Source organism: Conexibacter woesei DSM 14684 (assembly GCF_000025265.1).
Lineage (GTDB): Bacteria > Actinomycetota > Thermoleophilia > Solirubrobacterales > Solirubrobacteraceae > Conexibacter > Conexibacter woesei.
On the sequence record NC_013739.1, the window covers coordinates 5,171,922 to 5,190,160 of the forward strand.

The window sequence follows — 18,239 nt, forward strand, 5'->3', positions numbered from 1 at the left end:
ATCGGGATAGTACGGATTGGCGAGAGGCGCCGTCGCAAGCGCGATTGCTAGGTTCGAGCGATGGCGAACTCTCCCTGGACGGACCTCGACCTCTTCCCGCTCGCGCTCGGCGGCAACGTCTTCGGCTGGACCGCCGACGAGCCGCAGTCGTTCGCGGTGCTCGACGCGTACGCGGCGGCCGGCGGCAACCACGTCGACACGGCCGACGTCTACTCGTCGTGGGTCGACGGCAACGCCGGCGGCGAGTCGGAGACGATCATCGGCAACTGGATGCGGTCGCGCGGGAACCGCGACGACGTGCTCGTCGCGACGAAGGCCGGCAGACTCGGGCCACTCACGCCGGAGAACATCCGCCGCTGGACCGAGGAGTCGCTGAGACGGCTGCAGAGCGACCGGATCGACCTCTTCTACCTCCACCACGACGACCGCGATGTGCCGCTGGAGCAGCAGCTCGCGGCGCTCGACGCGCTCGTGCGCGAGGGCAAGGTGCGCGCGATCGCCGCGTCGAACTTCGGCGCCGACCGGCTCGCCGAAGCGCTGGCGATCAGCGACCGCGAGGGCTTCGCGCGCTTCGTCGCGCTGCAGCCGTACTACAACCTGCTCGAACGGGCCAAGAGCGACGACGGCGACATCCCCTTCGAAGGGCCGCTGCAGCAGCTGGCGGTCCGCGAGCAGCTCGACGTCTTCCCCTTCTTCAGCCTCGCAATGGGCTTCCTCGCCGGCAAGTACCGGCCGGGCGGGGCGCCCGTCGAGAGCGCCCGCGCGGGCGGCGCCGGCGCCTACCTCGACCAGCCGAGAGGCCCGGCCGTGCTCGCCGCGCTCGACGCCGTCGCCGCGGCGCACGAGACGACCGTCGCCGCAGTCGCGCTCGCGTGGGCGCTCGCGCAGCCGGGGATCGCGGGCCCCGATCGCCAGCGCGCGCACGCCGGAGCAGCTCGCCGGCCTGCTGCCCGTCGCGCAGCTGAGACTGAGCGACGAGCAGCTGCGGCAGCTGACGGACGCGTCCGAGACGCGCTAGCGGCGCACGCTCACGGTCGTCACGACGTTCGCGCCGTCCTGCGGCGCGAGCGTCACGGCGAGCGACAGGCCGCGTCTGCCGGCCGCTCTCAGCGCGGCTCTGCCCGCGGCCGTGAGCGCGAGCTTCAGCGTGCCGGGCGCGCCGCCGTCCACACGCACGGCCGAAGCGCGGGCGAGCACGGCGCGTCTCGCTCTGCCTCTCCCTCTGCTTCTGCTTCTGCTTCTGGTTCTCGCGCTGCTTCTTCCGCTGGCCGCCGCCGTCGCGGTCGCGGTGACGCGGCAGGAGGTCGCGGCGACGCAGAAGACGTCCAGCGGCGCAACGCCCTTGCTCACCGTCACGCTGCGCGTCAGCAGCGTCACGCGCGGCGGGCCGGCGACGACGGGGCTGTGCGCGACGACGCGCAGCCCGCCCGGGCGGACCACGGTCGCGCTGCACTGGAGCGCGCGGCCGGCGTCGGCGGCGGCGACGCGGTACGTCGCGCCGCTCGCGATCTGCGCACCGTCGCGCAGCCAGGCGCGGTCGATCTGCGCGACCGCGCCCTGGAAGACGCCGCCGGAGCACGTCAGCGTGCTGCCGACCGCGACCTTGCCCGCGATCGACGGCGGAGCCGAGAAGCCGAACTGCTCCTGCGGGGCCGGCGGCGCGACCGCTCTCGATCCGAATCTGACCGCGGGCGTGCGGACGATCGTCGAGCCGGCGACGTTGGACGCCGTCACCTCGCACGCGATCTGGCGGTTCGCGTCGGCGTCGGAGGGATCGAACCGCGTCCCCGTCTGACCCGCGATCGGCTGCCCGTCGCGCAGCCACGCGAACGCGAACGTCGGCAGCTCGCTCCACGTGCCGGGATCGCAGACAAGGTGGTTGCCGAGGATCCCGCTGACGCCCGGCCCTTGGAGCGACGGCGCCACGTCGACCGACGGCTTCAGTCTCTCGTAGGTGATCGTCACGAGGCCGTTGCCGTCGCGAACGCCCGGAAGCTGGACAGCGTCCTGGGCGAGATTCCCGACGTAGCTGCGCCCGCCTCCGCCTCCGCCTCCGCCGGCGTGCTCAGAACTCGACGCGGCGCCGGCTCCACCGCCGCCGGCGCCGAGCCAGCCGCCGCCCCCACCGCCGCCGTGACCCGCCGCCGCTGGCGCCAGCTCCGCCGTCGCCGCCGACGCCGAGCGAGCCCGCGTCGCCCGGCGCGCCGTCGATCGCGCCCGGACCCGCGCCGACGCCGCCCGCACCGCCGGTACCGTCGGCACGGCCGCCGTCACCGCCGCCGGCGCCGGCGCCCTGGCTGGTGCCGAATCTGCCGTCTACCCCGCCGCCGTCGCCGCCGTCGCCGCCACTGCCGGTGGCGAGTCCGCTGCCGTCGCCGCCCGCCCCGCCACCGCCACCGGCGACGAGCAGCCGCTGGTCGAAGCCGTCACCGCGGCGCACGTCGCTCGCCCCGCCACCGCCTCCCGCACCCGGCGCGTCGCCGCCACCGTTCCAGCCGCCGACTCCAGCCGGGCTGGCGGCCCCGCCGACAAAGATCCTCAGTCTCTCCCCCGGCGTGACCGCGAGGATGGCGTGGACGAAGGCTCCGTCCCCGCCGGCCGACCCGCCGGGTCCGCTGCCGCCGCCGGCCCCGCCCCACAGCTCGAACGTCGCGTGGGTGACCCCCTCGGGAACGGTCCACGTCTGCGGCGCGCCGGTGTAGTGGAACGGGTCGGTCAAAGCCTGCGCGGGCGCGGCGAGGACGACGAGCGCGGCGGTCGTTGCGAACAGCGCCGTGGCGGCGCTGGCACGTCGGAAGGGCGGCATCAAGGCAGGATTCCAGACCGAGCGCGGACGCGCCAGCGGGAACCGGCGCCGCTCGCGCGCTACTCCCGTGGGTGTACGCCGGCCGGCCGATGTGGAGGCGCCGCGCAGGGGCTACCGTGTCGGCATGGCCGTGACAGCCCGCAGAGCCGCGCTGCCAGCATGGGCGTTCGACCTCCTGCTCGCGGTCGCGGCGTTCGTGTTCGCCGTCGTCGTCAGCGCCGCGGTCGCCGACGTCGGCGCAGGCGAGCGCTCGCTCGACGGGCTCGCCTACGCGCTGATGGCGGTCGGCGCCGCGCTGCTGCTGCTGCGCCGCCGCTGGCCGCTCGGGGTGCTCGCCGCGACCGTCGCGGTCGACGCCGTCTACATCTCGCGCGTCTATCCCGGCGGCCCCGGACCGTGCGTCTCCGCGCTCGTCGCGCTGATCACCGTCGCCGCGTGGCGACCGACGCGGACCGCGCTGCTGGCGGGCGGCGCGGCGCTCGCCGCCGAGCTGTTCGCCGTGTTGGCGATCGCTGGCGAGGGGGTCACCTCCGAAGCGGTCGTGCGGCAGTTCGTGTGGATCACCGTCGGCCTGCTCGCCGGCGCGATGCTGCGCGCGCAGCGCGCGTCGGTCGAGGCGATCGGCGCGCGCGCCCGCGAGGCCGAGCGCACGCGCGCGGAGGAGGCGCGCCGCCAGCTCGGCGAGGAGCGCCTGCGGATCGCGCGCGAGCTGCACGACGTGCTCGCGCACAGCCTCGCGATGATCCACGTGCAGGCGAGCACCGGAGCGCACGTCGTCGCGCGCAGACCGGAGCAGGCCGAGCAGGTGCTGAGCGCGATCAAGCAGGCGAGCGGCGAGGCGCTCGCTGACCTGCGCACGACCGTCGGCGTGCTGCGGGCGGATGCGGCCGACGGCGACCGGGGCGAGCACGAGCCGACCGGCCCGCAACCGAGCCTCGCGCGCGTGGAGGAGCTGATCGACGGCGCGCGGCGCGCCGGCGCCGAGGTCTCGATCGACGTCAGCGGCGAGCGGCGGCGGCTGCCGGCCCCGGTCGACGTCGCCGGCTACCGGATCGTCCAGGAGGCGCTGACGAACGTCGTGCGCCACGCCGCCGCGAGCAGCGTCCGCGTCGCGCTCGCCTACGAGCCCGACGGCGTCGCGCTGACGATCGACGACGACGGCCGCGGCGCGGCGACCGCGAACGGCGACGGCCACGGCCTCTCGGGCATGCGCGAGCGGGCGGCGCTGCTGGGCGGGTCGGTCGAGGCCGGCCCGCGGCCGGGCGGCGGCTTCCGCGTCCGCGCGCGGCTGCCGCTGGGGGCGGTGTGAGCGCGCCGGGCGACGCGGGCGCGCCGATCCGCGTCGCGCTCGCCGACGACCAGGCGCTCGTGCGGGCCGGTTTCCGCATGCTGCTCGACGCCGAGGACGGTTTCGACGTCGTCGGCGAGGCGGCCGACGGGGAGCAGGCGGTCGAGCTCGCGCGCGCGAGCCGGCCCGACGTCGTGCTGATGGACGTGCGGATGCCGGTGCTCGACGGCATCGCCGCGACCCGGCAGATCTCAGGCGACCCTGCGCTCGACTCCGTCCGCGTGCTGATGCTGACGACGTTCGAGCTGGACGAGTACGTCTTCGAGGCGCTGCGCGCCGGCGCCAGCGGCTTCCTGCTGAAGGACGTCGAGCCGGTCGAGCTGCTGCGCGCGCTGGAGCTGATCGCCGCCGGCGAGGGCCTGCTGGCGCCGAGCGTCACGCGGCGGCTGATCGCGCGGTTCGCAGCGCTGGCTCCCCCGCCGGCCGACGCGGCCGGCACGGCGGACGACGGCGCCGCCGCGCTGCCCGCGGCCGAGCGGCTGGAGGTGCTGACCGACCGCGAGCGCGAGGTCGTCGCGCTCGTCGGCGCCGGCCTCACCAACCACGAGCTGGCGGAGCGCCTGGTGATCAGCCCCGCGACCGCCAAGACCCACGTCAGCCGCGCGATGGGCAAGCTCGACGCGCGCGACCGCGCGCAGCTCGTCGTGCTCGCCTACGAGTCGGGCCTGGTGCGGCCCGGCGAAGCCGGCTGAGCACGAGCCGCGTGAAGAAGTGGTTGCTGGGCAGCCACTTCTTCACGCGGCTCGCTGCCCCTACGCCGGCGCGGCGGCGCGGCGGCCGCGCAGCAGCGCGTGGCGCGCGGTCGCGCCGGTGACGACCAGCCACGCCGTCAGCAGCAGCGCGAACAGCGCGATCGCGAGCCAGTCGAGCGGCGCGGCGCCGGTCCGCACGGCCAGCTCCGAGGCGCCCGTGACGCACGTCCCGATCGGGAAGATGAAGCTCCACCACGTCGGCGCGAACGGCAGGCCCCTGCGCGCGGTACGCCACGTGATCGTCACCGCGACCGCCAGCCACGCGAGCGCGAAGCCGAGCACCGGCAGGCCGTAGACGAGCGCGAGCGCGCCGGCCGATCCCGCCCAGGCGGCGCCGGTCGCAGCCGGCGCTGCGGCGGCGAGCAGGCAGGCAGCGGTGATCGACTGGCCGAGCGGGCCGAGCACGATGAACAGCGTCGGCACCATCCGTGCCGGGCCGCAGCCGTGCGCGGCGAGCCGCCGCCACACGAGCGCGATCGTCGCCGCGACCGCGAGCAGGCTCGCGCCGAGCATCGCCCAGCAGCCGAGCAGGAGCAGCAGCCGCGGCTGGCCGGCCGGCAGGTGCGCGATCAGTGCCGCACCCGTCGTGGCGGAGACCATCGGCGGCACGACCGGCAGCAGCCAGGTCGCGAAGACCGTGTCGAGTCTGCGCTCGGGATGGCGCAGCATCCGCAGCGGGACCGTCACGCTCGCGGCGAGGCCGCCGAGCGTGCCGAGCGCCCACAGCGCGCTCGCCACCGCCAGCGCCGCGTCCTGCCCTATCGCGTCGCCGCCGACGAGCAGCGCGCCGGCGCCGACCGTCATCGCGGCCATCGGCGGCGCGCCCCAGAACGGGGCCATCGCGAGGTCGCCGGCGCTGCCGTCCGCGGCGCCGCCGCGCACGCGCCGCCCGGCGCAGTCGCGCACGCGGCGGCCGCGGCGCCACTGCTCGACGGCGACCGCCGCGAGTCTCAGCAGCAGCAGCGCGGCGGCCAGCCAGGCGGCGAGCGCGAGCGCGCGCAGCCAGGCGGCGTCGCGCGGCAGCAGCACCGCCGCGTTGGCGACGATCCCGGTGCCCATCGCGGCGGTGAACCAGTTCGGTGCGACCTTCATCGCCGGACAGCATCGACCCGCGCCGCCGCCGGTACCAGTCGGAATCGGCGACGTTCGATTCCAGTCGGGAATCGATCGAGCGGCGACATGCGCAACGATGTGCGGCGTGGGCATCCCGCAGGCGAATCCTCTCGCGAGCCCGGACCTGGCCGCGTTCGTCGCCGCGTTCGAGGCGTCGAGCATGCGCGGCGCGGCCGACGCGCTCGACCTGACGCAGTCGGCCGTGACGAAGCGGGTCGCCGCGCTCGAGCGGCGCGTCGGCGTCGCGCTGCTCGAACGTGGCCGCTTCGGCGTGCGGCCGACCGCCGCCGGCCGCGTGCTCTACCCGGAGGCCAAGCAGGCGCTCGCCGCGTTGCGCGACGCCGAGGAGGCGCTCGCCGACCACCGCCGCGAAGCCGGCGAATCGCTCGCGCTGGCGGCCAGCCACACCGTCGGCGAGTTCCTCGTGCCGGGCTGGCTGGCGAGCTTCCGCGTGCAGGCGCCGGCGGTCCACGCGCAGGTCGCGATCGTCAACTCGACCGGCGTGCTCGCGGCGCTGCGCGAGCGGCGCGCCGAGATCGGCTTCGTCGAGGGGCTCGACGCGCTCGACGGACTCGACACGATCACCGTTCAGCGCGACGAGGTCGTCGTCGTGATCGCGACCGCCCACCGCTGGTCCAGACGCCGTTCGCTGCGGCCGCAGGAGCTGACGCGCGAGCGCTACGTCGCGCGCGAGGAGGGCTCCGGCACGCGCACCGTCGCCGCCGCGGCGCTCGCCGGCGTCGGCGTCGAGATCGCGCCGGCGCTGGAGCTGGCGAGCACCGAGGGCGTCAAGCGCGCGCTCGCCTCCGGCGGCTTCGGGCTGCTCTCACGACTCGCGGTCGAGACGGAGGAGCGCAGCGGCGCGCTGACCGCGGTCCCGTTGCGCGACCTCCAGCTGACACGCGAGCTGCGCGCGGTGCGCGACCCGCGCCGCACGCTCTCGCCGCCCGCCGAGCGCTTCTGGGCGTGGCTCGGCGAGTCGCGACGCCCGCGGGGGTAGCGCGGCCGGGGCCGCTGCGCCCTAGGGCGTACGCGCAAGTGTCATCCGCGGGCCGACGACAAGCGGGTGCGATGTGCGGAGACTGGGGTGCGATCGAGAACCGACCCAGGAGATCGCCCGCGATGCCAGCTTCCAGCCCCGCCCCGCCTCACGCCGACGGACCCGCGCCGCTGCCGGCCGGCGCCGCCGTCGCCCGCGCCGTCGGCGCGACGAAGGTCTACGGCGCCGGCGACACCGCCGTCCGCGCCCTCGACGACGTCACGGTCGCGTTCCCGACCAGCCGCTTCACCGCGATCATGGGCCCGTCCGGCTCCGGCAAGTCGACGCTGATGCACTGCGTCGCCGGGCTCGACACGCTCACCGCGGGCGAGGCGTACGTCGGCGACGTCGCGCTCGGCACGCTCAGCGACCGGCAGCTGACGCTGCTGCGCCGCACGCAGATCGGCTTCGTCTTCCAGGCCTTCAACCTCGTGCCGACGCTGACCGTGCGGGAGAACATCACGCTCGCGCTCGACCTCGCCGGCCGCGAGCCCGACCGCGACTGGCTCGACGCGCTGATCGCGACGGTCGGCCTCGGCGACCGCCTCCACCACCGCCCGGCCGAGCTGTCCGGCGGTCAGCAGCAGCGCGTCGCGGTCGCGCGGGCGCTCGCGAGCCGGCCGCGGATCGTCTTCGCCGACGAGCCGACCGGCAACCTCGATTCGCACGCAGGCGGCGAGATCCTCGGCTTCATGCGCCGCGCCGTCGACGAGCTGGGCCAGACGGTCGTGATGGTCACGCACGACCCGCTCGCGACCGGCTGGACCGACAGCGCGATCTTCCTCGCCGACGGCCGCGTCGTCGACGAGCTGGACGCGCCGACGCCCGACACGGTCCTCGACCGCATCAAGCAGCTCGGCGAGGGGTGATCGGCGATGCCGCGTCTCGCACTGCAAGGCCTCTGGGCCCACAAGCGCCGGCTCGCCGGCACGTTCGCCGCCGTCTTCCTCGGCGTCGCCTTTCTCGCCGGCACGCTGATGCTCGGCGACACGCTCCAGCGCAACTTCGAACGCCTCTTCACCGACGTCACCTCCGGGACCGACGCCGTCGTCCGCAGCGAGACGTCGCTCGGCACCGGCAGCGGCGACGCGCGCGCGCCGATCCCGGCTGCCCTGCTCGCCCGCGTGCGCGCGGTGCCGGGCGTCGCCCAGGCCGCCGGCTCGATCGAGGGGACCGGCGCGCTGATCGGCGCCGACGGCGACAAGATCGGCGGCAACGGACCGCCGACGCTCGCCGGCAACTGGATCGAGGACACGGCGCTGAACCCCTACCGGATCGCGGAGGGACGCCCGCCGCGGGCCTCCGACGAGGTCGTCGTCAACCGCGGCGCGGCCGAGGACGGAAGACTGCGCGTCGGCGACGTCGCGACGGTCCAGACGCCCGAGCCGGTGCGCGTGAGAGTCGTCGGGATCTCGATGTTCGGCGACACGGACGGGCTCGGCACGACGACCTTCACCGCGTTCACGACCGCCGGCGCCGAGCGTCACGTGATGAAGCGGGCCGGCATCGTCTCCTCGATCGTCGTGAAGGCTGACGACGGCGTCTCGCAGGCGCAGCTCGTGCAGCGGCTGCGACCGATCCTGACGCCGGGCGTCGAGGCGGTCACCGGCGCGCAGCTGACGCAGGACCGCGTCGCCGACATCGACGAGGTCTTCCTCGACAACCTGCGGATGATCCTCGTCGCGTTCGCCGGGATCGCGCTGCTCGTCGGCGCGTTCTCGATCCGCAACACGTTCGCGATCGTCGCCGCGCAGCGCACGCGCGAGGCGGCGCTGTTGCGCGCGGTCGGCGCGACGCGCGCGCAGGTGCTCGGCGCGGCGCTGCTGGAGACGCTGCTCGTCGGCGTCGCCGCGGCGCTCGCGGGGCTCGCGGGCGGGATCGGGATCGCGAGCCTGCTGAAGGCGATGTTCGACGCGTTCGGCTTCGCGCTGCCGGCCGGCGGCCTCGCCGTGTCGCTCTCCAGCGCGCTGATCGCCGTGCTCGTCGGGATCGTCGTGACGCTGCTGGCCGGCCTGGCGCCCGCGTGGGCGGCCTCGCGCGTGGCGCCGCTGGCTGCCCTGCGCGACGCGGCGCTCGACGGCGGCGGGCTCGGCCGCCGGCCGCGTCTGCCCGGGCGCGCGCTCGCGCGCGTCACGGCGTTGATCAGCGCGCCGCTGCCGCGGCTGCGCGGCACCGTCGGGGCGCTCGCGCAGCGCAACGCGACGCGCAACCCGCGCCGCACCGCCGGGGCCGCCTCCGCGCTCGTCGTCGGCGTCACCGTCGTGGCGGCGTTCACGGTGATCGGCGCGTCGGTCAAGTCGACGCTCGACGACAGCGCCCAGCAAGGCTTCCGCGGCGACCTCGCGATCGCCGGCGGGCAGTTCGACGACGCGACGCTGCCACCCGCGCTCGCCGGCGAGGTCGCCAGGCTGCCGCAGGTCGCGACGGCGGTCGGCCTCGGCCAGGGGACCGCGCGCGTGGCGGGCGAGGACGAGACGGTGCGGATCGCCGATCCGGCGCAGCTGCGCCGCGTCGTCGACCTCGGCGACGTCGAGGGCTCGGTCAGCGCGCGGGCGCTCGGCGCCGACGGGATCGCGGTCTCACGCACGGCGGCGGACGACCACGGCTGGCGCGTCGGCAGCGCAGTCCCGGTCGTGTTCCCGGACGGGAGCCGCGACGCGCTGCGCGTCGGCGCGATCTACGCCGAGGACGGGATCGCCGGCGACCTGCTGCTGCCCCGCGCGGCGTGGGCCGGCCGCGCCCAGCAGGACGCCGACCGGGCGGTCTTCGTCGCGTTCAGAGCGGGCGTCACGCCGGACGACGGCCGCGCGGCGGTCGCGGGCATCGCGCGGCGTTGGGGCGACCCCGAGCTGCAGACGCGCGACGAGTACGTGACGGCGGCGAGCGCGGGCGTCGACATGGTGCTCGGGATCGTCTACGTGATGCTCGCGCTCGCGGTCCTGATCGCGCTCGTCGGGATCGCCAACACGCTCTCGCTCGCGACGTACGAGCGCACGCGCGAGCTGGGCCTGCTGCGCGCCGTCGGGCAGACGCGCAGACAGCTGCGCGCGATGGTCCGCTGGGAGGCGGTCGTGATCGCGCTGCTCGGCACGCTCGGCGGCCTCGCGATCGGCGTCCCGCTCGCGTGGGCGCTGGTGCAGCTCGCCGGCGACGTCGGGATCGACCGCTTCGCGGTCCCGCTCGGGCAGCTGCTCGTCGTGCTCGTCGTCGGCGCGCTGGCCGGCGTCCTGGCGAGCATCCGCCCCGCCCGCCGCGCCGCGCGCCTGGACGTCCTGCGCGCGATCGCGGCGGAGTGAGCGCACAGCTTGTGCCGCCCGCCGACGGGGCGGCGCAAGCTGCGCGGAGCGATACACACATCAGCCGCGATATATAACGAGGCGGTTGCATAACGAGTTCGTCTTGTATATCGTGGTCGGCGTGACGATACGCCCGATACCGGTCAATTCCGGCGGAGGACTGGACGTCGAGAACATCATCGGGCGCGACGGCTTCCGCGACGAGATGCTTGCGGCGCTCGACCGCCGCAGCGTCGTGCTCACCGGCGAGCGCCGCATGGGCAAGACGTCGGTCGCCAAGCTCGTCGAGCGAGCATCACCCAGGGACGGCTGGACGACGGTGCGCCTGAGCGTGGAGGGGTACCGCAGCATCGACGAGCTGACGCAATCACTGCTCTGGTCGTTGGAGAGATTCGAGAATCCGCTCCAGCGCACTGCTCGCGGACTGCTCAACCGGCTGTCGTTCAACGTCGGAGGCGTCGGCGTCGAGCCGGCGCAGAGCCGGCTGCTGTTCGAGGACGTCGTGACGGCGGCGGTCGCCGAGACCGACAGCCGCCTGCTGCTGATCCTCGACGAGCTCCCGCTGTTCGCCCGCGCGCTCAACCAACGCGACCCGGCTGGCGACGAGGGCACGGCCGCGCTGCACCTGCTCCGGCGCCTGCGCGAGACACACGCCGGTCTCCGGATGCTCTGCCTTGGCTCGATCGGCTTTCACCACGTCACCCGTGACGCTTCCGGCGTCCTCAACGACACGGTGCGTCTGCGCCTGGATCCGCTCCCATGCGGCGACGGCGGCGACGCCGAACTGCTCGCGCGGTGCCTGTTGCGCGGCGCCGACCTTCCCGACCACGACGAAGCCGAGACCGCCCGCGCCATCGCCGCCTGTGTCGAGGGTGTCCCGTACTACATGCACAAGATCGTCGAGGCGGCCGAGCGTCTCTCGCTCTCGGGCACGTTGGACAGTGCAGCGATCGACGAGATCGTGACGACGGCCATCACGACGTCCGACGATCCATGGGACCTGCGGCACTACCGTGACCGGATCCCCGTCTACTACGGCGAGCAGGCACCGCTCGCGCGCGCGACCCTCGATGTTCTCGCCAGCGGTGCGCCACTCGATCTGGACGGCATCGTGAACTTGGTGCGCCTCGATCGGGAGCTCGAGGCGGTCGCCCGTGACGACGTGCGCGACGTGCTGGAGCGGCTCGAGGACGATCATTATCTCGTGCGCGATGGAGAGAACCGCACGTTCGCGTTCGCGATCGTCCGCCGCGCATGGGTGAGGCTGCGGCGATGAACGTGCTGCGCACCCATCGCGCGGCGCTGCCGGCGTTCACCCCCACCGCGGTGCCGGCTGAAGAGCTGGCTGCACGCACCGTCGGTCGCGACGAGATCGTGAGACGGCTGGCGAGACGACTCCGCTCGGCCGCGAGATCGAAGGAGCGGCCGCATTTCCTCGTCGTCGGGCCGCGCGGCAGCGGGAAGACCCACCTGCTGCGGGTCGTCGTCCACGAGACGTTGCAGGACAGACGGACCGCGAGACGGCTCGCGGCGGTCGTCCTGCCGGAAGACGCGCCGGAGATCGTCTTCTACAACGACCTCCTCTTCTCGATCGTCGAGCGGCTGCTCGGCCAGGGCCCCCGCCCGCAGAACGGCACCCTGCTCGCGGACGCCCGCGCAGCCCGACGCGACACGCTCCAGCTGGAACAGGTCGTGCTGCGCGCCCTGGGCGACCGAACGCTGCTGCTCGTCGTAGAGAACCTCAACCGTGTCTTCCACGACTTCGGCGACGACGGCCAGGCGCGGCTGCGAGCCTTCGCCGAGAACACCGGTCGGCTGATGCTGCTCGCCTCGACCCCGCTGCTGTTCGACGGTGTCTCCGAGCATGCGAGACCGTGGTACGGCGCCTTCTCGACCGAGATGCTCGACGACCTGTCCGCCGAGGAGGGCGGTGCGCTGCTCCGCCACCTCGCCGCGGTCGCCGGCGATGACGAGCTGGCGGCGTTCCTGGAGACTCCGACCGCGCGAGCGCGACTCCGGGCGGTCACCCACGTGACCGGCGGTTCGCCCCGGATGTGGACCGTGCTCGCCGCCTGCGTGACCGTCGAGACGCTCGACGAGCTGGCGCCGCTGGTGAGAACGCTGCTCGACGAGCTGGTGCCCTACTACCAGGAGCGGCTGAACTCGCTGCCGGGCAACGAGCGCAAGCTCGTCGTCGAGCTGTGCCGCTCAGCGATGGTCGAGCGCGACGGCGCTGTCGTCCAGGTCAGCCCTGGGATGCGGACGGTCAAGGAGCTGGCAGAGCTGAGCGGGTTGGACGCAACCATCGCGGCCACCTCGCTCAGACGGCTCCACGACGCCCGCTGGGTCCGCAGGACGAAACTGCCCGGAACCGACCAGCGAACCACCTGGTACGAGATCCGCGAGCCGATGCTGCGCCACCACCTGCAGTACCGCGACTCCGACGGCGAGCTGCTCAACGTGATCGTCTCGTTCCTGCGCGACTGGTACTCGATCGCCGAGCAGCGAGAGCGGCTCGCGCTCGCCGACCCTGGCTCGATCGACGAGGACTACTTCCGAGGTGCCATGAGATGGTCGGTCGCGACGACGATCGACTCGCTCTTCGGCGACACCGACCCGATCGCGCTGCTCGCCGGAGCGCGCGGGTGGCTGGAGCGCCGCCCGTCCGACCCGGAGCGCGCCGGCATGAGCCGGCTCGCCGCGATCGCCGCCGAGGCCGCGGCACTGGCGGTCCTCTCGGGCGAGGAGGCGGCACGGGAGGCGCTCGCGTTGCGGACGGTGGGCTCGGATCCAGCCGACCGCGAGGTCGCTGAAGCCGTCGCCACAGCAGCGATCGAGGCCGCGACGACGACCGAGGCCGAAGCGGAGCCGGAGAAGCGAGTGCAGCGTGCACTGGACGCGGCCGTCGAGGCCGTCGACCCCCTCCGCGCCCGTGACTCGCTCGTGCTGCGGCTGCTCGCCACCGGCTGGGCGATCACCCGCGTGGACGTGCCAGAGATCCATCCCCGTCTCGACACGCTGCGAGACGACGCTGAGGACGCCGGCGACCCGCTGCTCGTCTGCGCGGTCGACTCGATGCGGTCGCTGGCCCTCTTGCGCGAAGAGAACTACGAGCAGGCGCGCGACGTGGCACGGGCGTGCCTCGACGAGCGTCTGCGCCTGCTGGGAAGTGCGCATCCAGACACTGCCGAGATCGCGTATCGGCTCGCGGTCGCATTTCACGGGGCGAACCCGGAGAACCCAGATCTTCCAGCTGACCTGCTCCCAGCCTTCGAGTCGGCGATCGAGTTCGCCGACGAGCGTCAACGTCCGTTCCTGATGGCGGTGGCCACTGGGGCGGCGATCCAAGCCGCAGAGTGGGAACGTGCGGGCCATTGGGCTGAGGTGCAACTCGAGCTGCCTGACGACACGGCCGCCATGCCGCGGTACGAGCTGGCAGTCACTGCAGGATTCAGCCGAGACCTTCGCGAGGAGTGGAGCGCCGCTGTCCGCTTCCTGGCGTCAGCGGTTCGGGAGGAGAGCCTCTACAGCGGTTACCTCATCGGCGCCGGCGAGGAGGTGCGGGCTGGCTTCGCTGATGCCGCAAAGCGTGTGTCGCCGATGCAGCTGCTCGACGGTGACGCCGAGCTTAGAGCGGCGTTGGAGCTTGCGTTGGAGACCGACGCTGACCGCGTGCTCGCAGGGTGGCTCGGCGTGCTCGCCGAGCAGCCGCCGGTGGGCAAGGCAGCCTCCATCGCCACGCGGATCGCCGAGATCCTCGTCCGCGATGACGCCGACAAGGATGTGGTCGTCGCGCTCATGGCCGTCGCCTCAGAGCGCGATGAGGCCCACGCGCACCTCATCGACTGGATCGCATGGTGGGAGGCGACGCTCGCCGAGCAGGCGGAGGCGTCGTACCTCCTGGCGATCGTGCGAGCCCTGCGGCTCGCGTTGCTCGGCGGCCGATCCGCAATGGCGGAGCTGCCCGCGGAGCTGCGAGATGTCGTGTTGGCCGTGGTCGACGGCAAGCTGGACGACATCGTGCGCGGAAGCTGAACGGCCGCCCGCCGAGGAGGAGGCGGGCGGCGCGAACGCAAGCCGCTACAGCGCGACGATGACCGACTTCGTCTCGAGGTAGTTGTTGAGCACTTCCTCGCCCATCTCGCGGCCCCAGCCGGACTGCTTGTAGCCGCCGAACGGCAGCTCGGCGCTGAACACGTGGTAGCTGTTGACGTGCACGGTGCCGGCCTTGATCCGCTTCGCCAGCTTGTGCGCCTTGGAGACGTCGCGCGTCCAGACGCCGGCGGCGAGGCCGTAGTGGGAGTCGTTCGCCTGGCGCGCGAGGTCGTCGACGTCGCTGAACGGCATCGCGGCGATCACCGGCCCGAAGACCTCCTCGCGCACGATCGTGTGCTCGGGCGTCGCGTCGACCAGCACAGTCGGCTGGACGAACCAGCCGTCGCCGTCGATCGCGGAGCCGCCGGCGGTCGCGCGGTTGCCCTCGGCGGCGCCCTTCGCGAGGTAGCCGGTGACGCGGTCGAACTGCTCCTGGGAGACGAGCGGGCCCATCTCCGTCGTCGGGTCGAGGCCGTGACCGACTCTGATCGACTTCGCCGCGCTCGTGATCCCCTCGACGACGCGGTCGAACTGGTCCTCCTGCACGTACAGGCGCGAGCCGGCGGAGCAGACCTCGCCCTGGTTGAAGAAGATCCCCTGCGCGGCGCCGGCGATCGCGGCGTCGACGTCGGCGTCGGAGAAGACGACGTTCGGCGACTTGCCGCCGAGCTCCAGCGAGACGCGCTTGAGGTTGCCGGTCGCGGTCTGCGCGATCAGCTTGCCGACCTCGGTCGAGCCGGTGAAGGCGACCTTGTCGACGCCCTCGTGCGCGGCGAGCGCGGCGCCGGCCGTCTCGCCGTAGCCGGGGATCACGTTGACGACGCCGTCGGGCACGCCCGCCTCCAGCAGCAGCTCGCCGAGCCGCAGCGCGCTCAGCGGCGTCTGCTCGGCCGGCTTCAGCACGACGGTGCAGCCGGTCGCGAGCGCCGGGCCGAGCTTCCACGCCGCCATCAGCAGCGGGAAGTTCCACGGGATGATCTGGCCGACGACGCCGACCGGCTCGCGCAACGTGTAGGCATGGAACTCAGCGCCGGGCATGTACGGCACCGACGGGTTGATCGTGCCGCCGTTGAGCTTCGTCGCCCATCCGGCCATGTACCAGAAGAGGTCAGCCGCGAGCGGGACGTCGGCCGCCGCGGCGACCGCCTTCGGCTTGCCGTTGTCGAGCGTCTCCAGCTCCGCCAGCTCGTCCGCGTTCTCCATGATCAGGTCGCCGACGCGGTGGACGATCCGCCCACGCTCGGATGGGTTCAGGCGGGACCACGGCCCGTCCTCCAGCGCTCTGCGAGCGGCCGCGACTGCCAGCTCGACGTCCTGCGCGTCGCCCTCCGCGACGGTCGCGAGCACCGCGCCGGTCGCCGGGTCGTAGGTGTCGAACGTCTTGCCGCTGACGGACTCCCGCCACTGACCGCCGATCAGCAGCTTGCGCGGCTCGGACGTGAAACGGCGGGTCGCTTCACCGATGGGGACGGCGACAGCCATGACGGCCTCCTCTGACGTTGTTCTCCTCTGCGCCGCCAACCCCCGGGCGGCGACTCGCAGACGACGATAGTCCGGAAGACGTTGCAGAAAGGTTGCGTTGCAACGTTGCGCGCCGCGTGGAGCGTCGTGACCGGCGCGCGGCGCGGGCGGCGCCGCTCAGACCGCGAGGCCGCGCTCGATGATCGCGCGGCCCTCCGCGAGTGCGGCGCGGACCTCGTCGTCGGTCAGCCTGAGGCGGTCCTGCCGCAGGCTCAGCGCGATCACGCCGTTCCACGCCCCCCACAGGAAGCGCATCCCGTCGACGGCGGCGATCGGCCGCACCTCGCCCGCGTCGATCGCCGCCTGGAGGTCGGCGCCGACGGCGCCGACGAGCCGCTCGACGCGGTCGGCGATCCGCTGCTCGGCCTCGCTCAGATCCGCGCCGACCGGCGGTTCGAGCATCCGCAGCGCGACGAGGCGAAAGGCGTCCGGCCGCTCGAGGTGGAAGCGCAGGTACGCCTCGCCGGCGGCGAGTATGCGAGCGAGCGGCGAGGGGTCGCCCGGCACGTCGGCCATGAAGCGCTCGTTGACGTCCAGCGCCTCCTCGACGAGCGCGAGGTAGACGCCCTCCTTCGAGCGGAAGTGGAAGTAGACCGACCCGACCGAGACGTCGGCTCGCTCCGCGATCTCGTCGATCGTCGTGCGCGCGACCCCGTTGGCGAAGAACAGCTGCCGCGCCGCGTCGAGGATCGCGGCGGCGGTGAGCGCCTTGCGCCGCTGCCCGCGGGTAGGTGCTTGCCCGGTCACCGCCCGTCACTATAGTTGCGTTCAGTTTCGAGGCAAACTGCAAAGGGGAACGGGATGACGATCCGCGCGGCGGCCGTCCAGCTCGAAGCGGAGGTCGGGAACATCGACGCGAACCTCGAGCTGTGCGAGGGGCTCGCGGACGCAGCGGCGGCGCGCGGGGCGAACTGGATCGTGCTGCCGGAGTTCTTCTCGACCGGCGTCGCGAACCGTCCCGAGCTGCGCGAGGCGGCGCCGCCCGCGGACGGCGCGCCGGCGCAGCTGCTGCGCGACCTCGCGACGCGGCACGAGGCGCACGTCGGCGGCTCGGCGCTCGTGCGCGACGACGACGGCCACGTGCGCAACGCGTTCCTGCTCTTCGGCCCCGACGGCGCGCTGCTCGGCCGCCACGACAAGGACCTCCCGACGATGTGGGAGAACGCGCTCTACGTCGGCGGCGGCGACCCCGGCCGGATCGAGGCCGGCGGGCTGACCGTCGGCGTCGCGCTCTGCTGGGAGCTGATGCGGACCCAGACCGCCGAGCGGCTGGCGGGCCGCGTCGACCTCGTGGTCGGCGGCTCGGGCTGGTGGAGCATCCCGCGCTGGCGCCCGCACCGGCTGTTCGCGCGCTGGGATGCGGCCAACCACCGCCGCGCCGTCACGGCGGCGGAGCGGTTCGCGCCGTACGCCGGCGCGCCGGTCGTCCACGCCGCCCACTCCGGTCCGCTCAACTGCCCGTTCCCCGGCGGCAGCTGGATCTACCACGGCCGCTTCGCGGGCGCCGCGGTCGTCTGCGACGCGGACGGGACGGTGCTCGCGGCGCGCGGGCGCGAGGACGGGCCGGGCGTCGCCGTCGCCGACCTGGAACCGCGACGCCGTCCCCCGCGCGCGCTGCCCGCGGGCTTCTGGCTCCAGCAGCGGGGCGCGCTCGGCGCCGCCGCGTGGGCGTACCAGAACCCGCTCGGACGGTCGCAGTACCGCCGCGCGCACGAGCGCAGGCTCGACCGCGCGGCGCTCGCGGGCGCGCCGGCCGCGCCGGCCGCAGCCCCGACCACCGCCCCGCCGCGGACCGGAGCGGTGGCATGAGCGACGCCCGCACACTCAGTCCGCTCGCCCGCTCCGGGCTCGTCGAGCTGGCCGCGAGCGCGCTCTCGGGCTGGGTCTACACGCTCTGCCGCACGCAGCCGGAGACGGCGCGCAGACTCGGCATCCAGAACCCGGCGCGGATCCGTCAGTGGCACCTCGACCTCGCCGCGCTCGGCACCGCCAGCGTCGCCTGCGGCCTCGCGGTCCCCGACCCGCCGCCGCTCGCCGGCCGCGCGCTGCGGGTCGGCGCCTGGACGAACGCGATGGCGTTCCTGCCGCTCGCGTTCAAGCCCGACCTCGACAGACACCCGCTCTTCATGGCCGCCGTCACGGCCTCGTTCGTGAGCACCACCATCGGCTTCTGCGGGCTGGCGGCCGGTGGGCGCAAGACGCGCCGGCCGGACGCGGCCGCCGACCGCTAGACGACGGCGAGCGCGGGGTTCCCCGCTTGCGGCGCGCC

14 protein-coding genes and 1 pseudogene are annotated in these 18,239 nt (G+C 74.1%); 10 read left to right on the top strand and 5 right to left on the bottom strand.

Annotation, left to right across the window (positions count from 1 at the left end; all coding sequences use genetic code 11):
- Window positions 1–60: 60 nt before the first annotated feature.
- A pseudogene (locus CWOE_RS34505) lies at window positions 61–1,018 on the top strand (aldo/keto reductase).
- Here CWOE_RS34505 and CWOE_RS33950 read toward each other — a convergent pair.
- Entirely contained in the window at window positions 1,015–1,965 is a 951-nt protein-coding gene (locus CWOE_RS33950; RefSeq protein ID WP_012936315.1) for a hypothetical protein, read from the bottom strand. The pseudogene CWOE_RS34505 and the gene CWOE_RS33950 overlap by 4 nt on opposite strands.
- Before the next feature lie 100 nt (window positions 1,966–2,065).
- Entirely contained in the window at window positions 2,066–2,806 is a 741-nt protein-coding gene (locus tag CWOE_RS33035; protein WP_012936316.1) for a glycine-rich protein, read from the bottom strand.
- Window positions 2,807–2,930: 124 nt separating this feature from the next.
- Here CWOE_RS33035 and CWOE_RS24370 point away from each other — a divergent pair, with 124 nt between their 5' ends.
- Together CWOE_RS24370 and CWOE_RS24375 are read left to right on the top strand one after the other, a co-directional pair.
- Complete coding sequence (locus tag CWOE_RS24370) at window positions 2,931–4,115, top strand: sensor histidine kinase (RefSeq protein ID WP_012936317.1); 1,185 nt, start codon at window positions 2,931–2,933, stop codon at window positions 4,113–4,115.
- A 77-nt stretch (window positions 4,116–4,192) separates the two neighbouring features.
- Window positions 4,193–4,846: a response regulator gene (locus CWOE_RS24375; protein WP_049793542.1), complete on the top strand. Its 654-nt coding sequence runs from the start codon at window positions 4,193–4,195 to the stop codon at window positions 4,844–4,846.
- A gap of 60 nt (window positions 4,847–4,906) precedes the next feature.
- Here the strand turns inward: CWOE_RS24375 and CWOE_RS24380 are convergent, their stop codons facing one another.
- Window positions 4,907–5,998, bottom strand: coding sequence for a TDT family transporter (locus CWOE_RS24380; RefSeq protein WP_012936319.1), 1,092 nt, complete (start codon window positions 5,996–5,998; stop codon window positions 4,907–4,909).
- Between the two features lie 106 nt (window positions 5,999–6,104).
- Here CWOE_RS24380 and CWOE_RS24385 point away from each other — a divergent pair, with 106 nt between their 5' ends.
- The 5 genes from CWOE_RS24385 (at window position 6,105) to CWOE_RS31375 (ending at window position 14,389) form a co-directional block, all read left to right on the top strand.
- Window positions 6,105–7,019, top strand: a complete 915-nt coding sequence (locus CWOE_RS24385; RefSeq protein ID WP_160165562.1) for a LysR family transcriptional regulator — start codon at window positions 6,105–6,107, stop codon at window positions 7,017–7,019.
- A 122-nt stretch (window positions 7,020–7,141) separates the two neighbouring features.
- Entirely contained in the window at window positions 7,142–7,927 is a 786-nt protein-coding gene (locus tag CWOE_RS24390; RefSeq protein ID WP_012936321.1) for an ABC transporter ATP-binding protein, read from the top strand.
- Between the two features lie 6 nt (window positions 7,928–7,933).
- Window positions 7,934–10,354, top strand: coding sequence for an ABC transporter permease (locus CWOE_RS24395; protein ID WP_012936322.1), 2,421 nt, complete (start codon window positions 7,934–7,936; stop codon window positions 10,352–10,354).
- A 121-nt stretch (window positions 10,355–10,475) separates the two neighbouring features.
- On the top strand, window positions 10,476–11,630 hold the full coding sequence (locus CWOE_RS33040; protein WP_148261142.1) for a P-loop NTPase family protein: 1,155 nt from the start codon (window positions 10,476–10,478) through the stop codon (window positions 11,628–11,630).
- Window positions 11,609–14,389 (top strand): AAA family ATPase, encoded by a 2,781-nt coding sequence (locus tag CWOE_RS31375; protein ID WP_081425492.1) that lies wholly within the window; start codon window positions 11,609–11,611, stop codon window positions 14,387–14,389. Before CWOE_RS33040 ends, CWOE_RS31375 begins: the two co-directional genes overlap by 22 nt.
- A 45-nt stretch (window positions 14,390–14,434) precedes the next feature.
- On the opposite strand, the gene CWOE_RS24410 is transcribed toward CWOE_RS31375, so the two are convergent.
- Together CWOE_RS24410 and CWOE_RS24415 are read right to left on the bottom strand one after the other, a co-directional pair.
- Entirely contained in the window at window positions 14,435–15,931 is a 1,497-nt protein-coding gene (locus CWOE_RS24410; protein WP_012936325.1) for an aldehyde dehydrogenase family protein, read from the bottom strand.
- 156 nt (window positions 15,932–16,087) lie between these two features.
- The gene (locus CWOE_RS24415; protein ID WP_012936326.1) at window positions 16,088–16,717 is read right to left on the bottom strand and encodes a TetR/AcrR family transcriptional regulator; all 630 of its coding nucleotides are present in this window, start codon (window positions 16,715–16,717) and stop codon (window positions 16,088–16,090) included.
- A 54-nt stretch (window positions 16,718–16,771) separates the two neighbouring features.
- Here CWOE_RS24415 and CWOE_RS24420 point away from each other — a divergent pair, with 54 nt between their 5' ends.
- Together CWOE_RS24420 and CWOE_RS24425 are read left to right on the top strand one after the other, a co-directional pair.
- Window positions 16,772–17,779: a carbon-nitrogen hydrolase family protein gene (locus CWOE_RS24420; protein WP_012936327.1), complete on the top strand. Its 1,008-nt coding sequence runs from the start codon at window positions 16,772–16,774 to the stop codon at window positions 17,777–17,779.
- Entirely contained in the window at window positions 17,776–18,201 is a 426-nt protein-coding gene (locus tag CWOE_RS24425; RefSeq protein ID WP_012936328.1) for a hypothetical protein, read from the top strand. The genes CWOE_RS24420 and CWOE_RS24425 overlap by 4 nt, the downstream gene beginning before the upstream one ends.
- The last annotated feature ends 38 nt before the right edge of the window (window positions 18,202–18,239 follow it).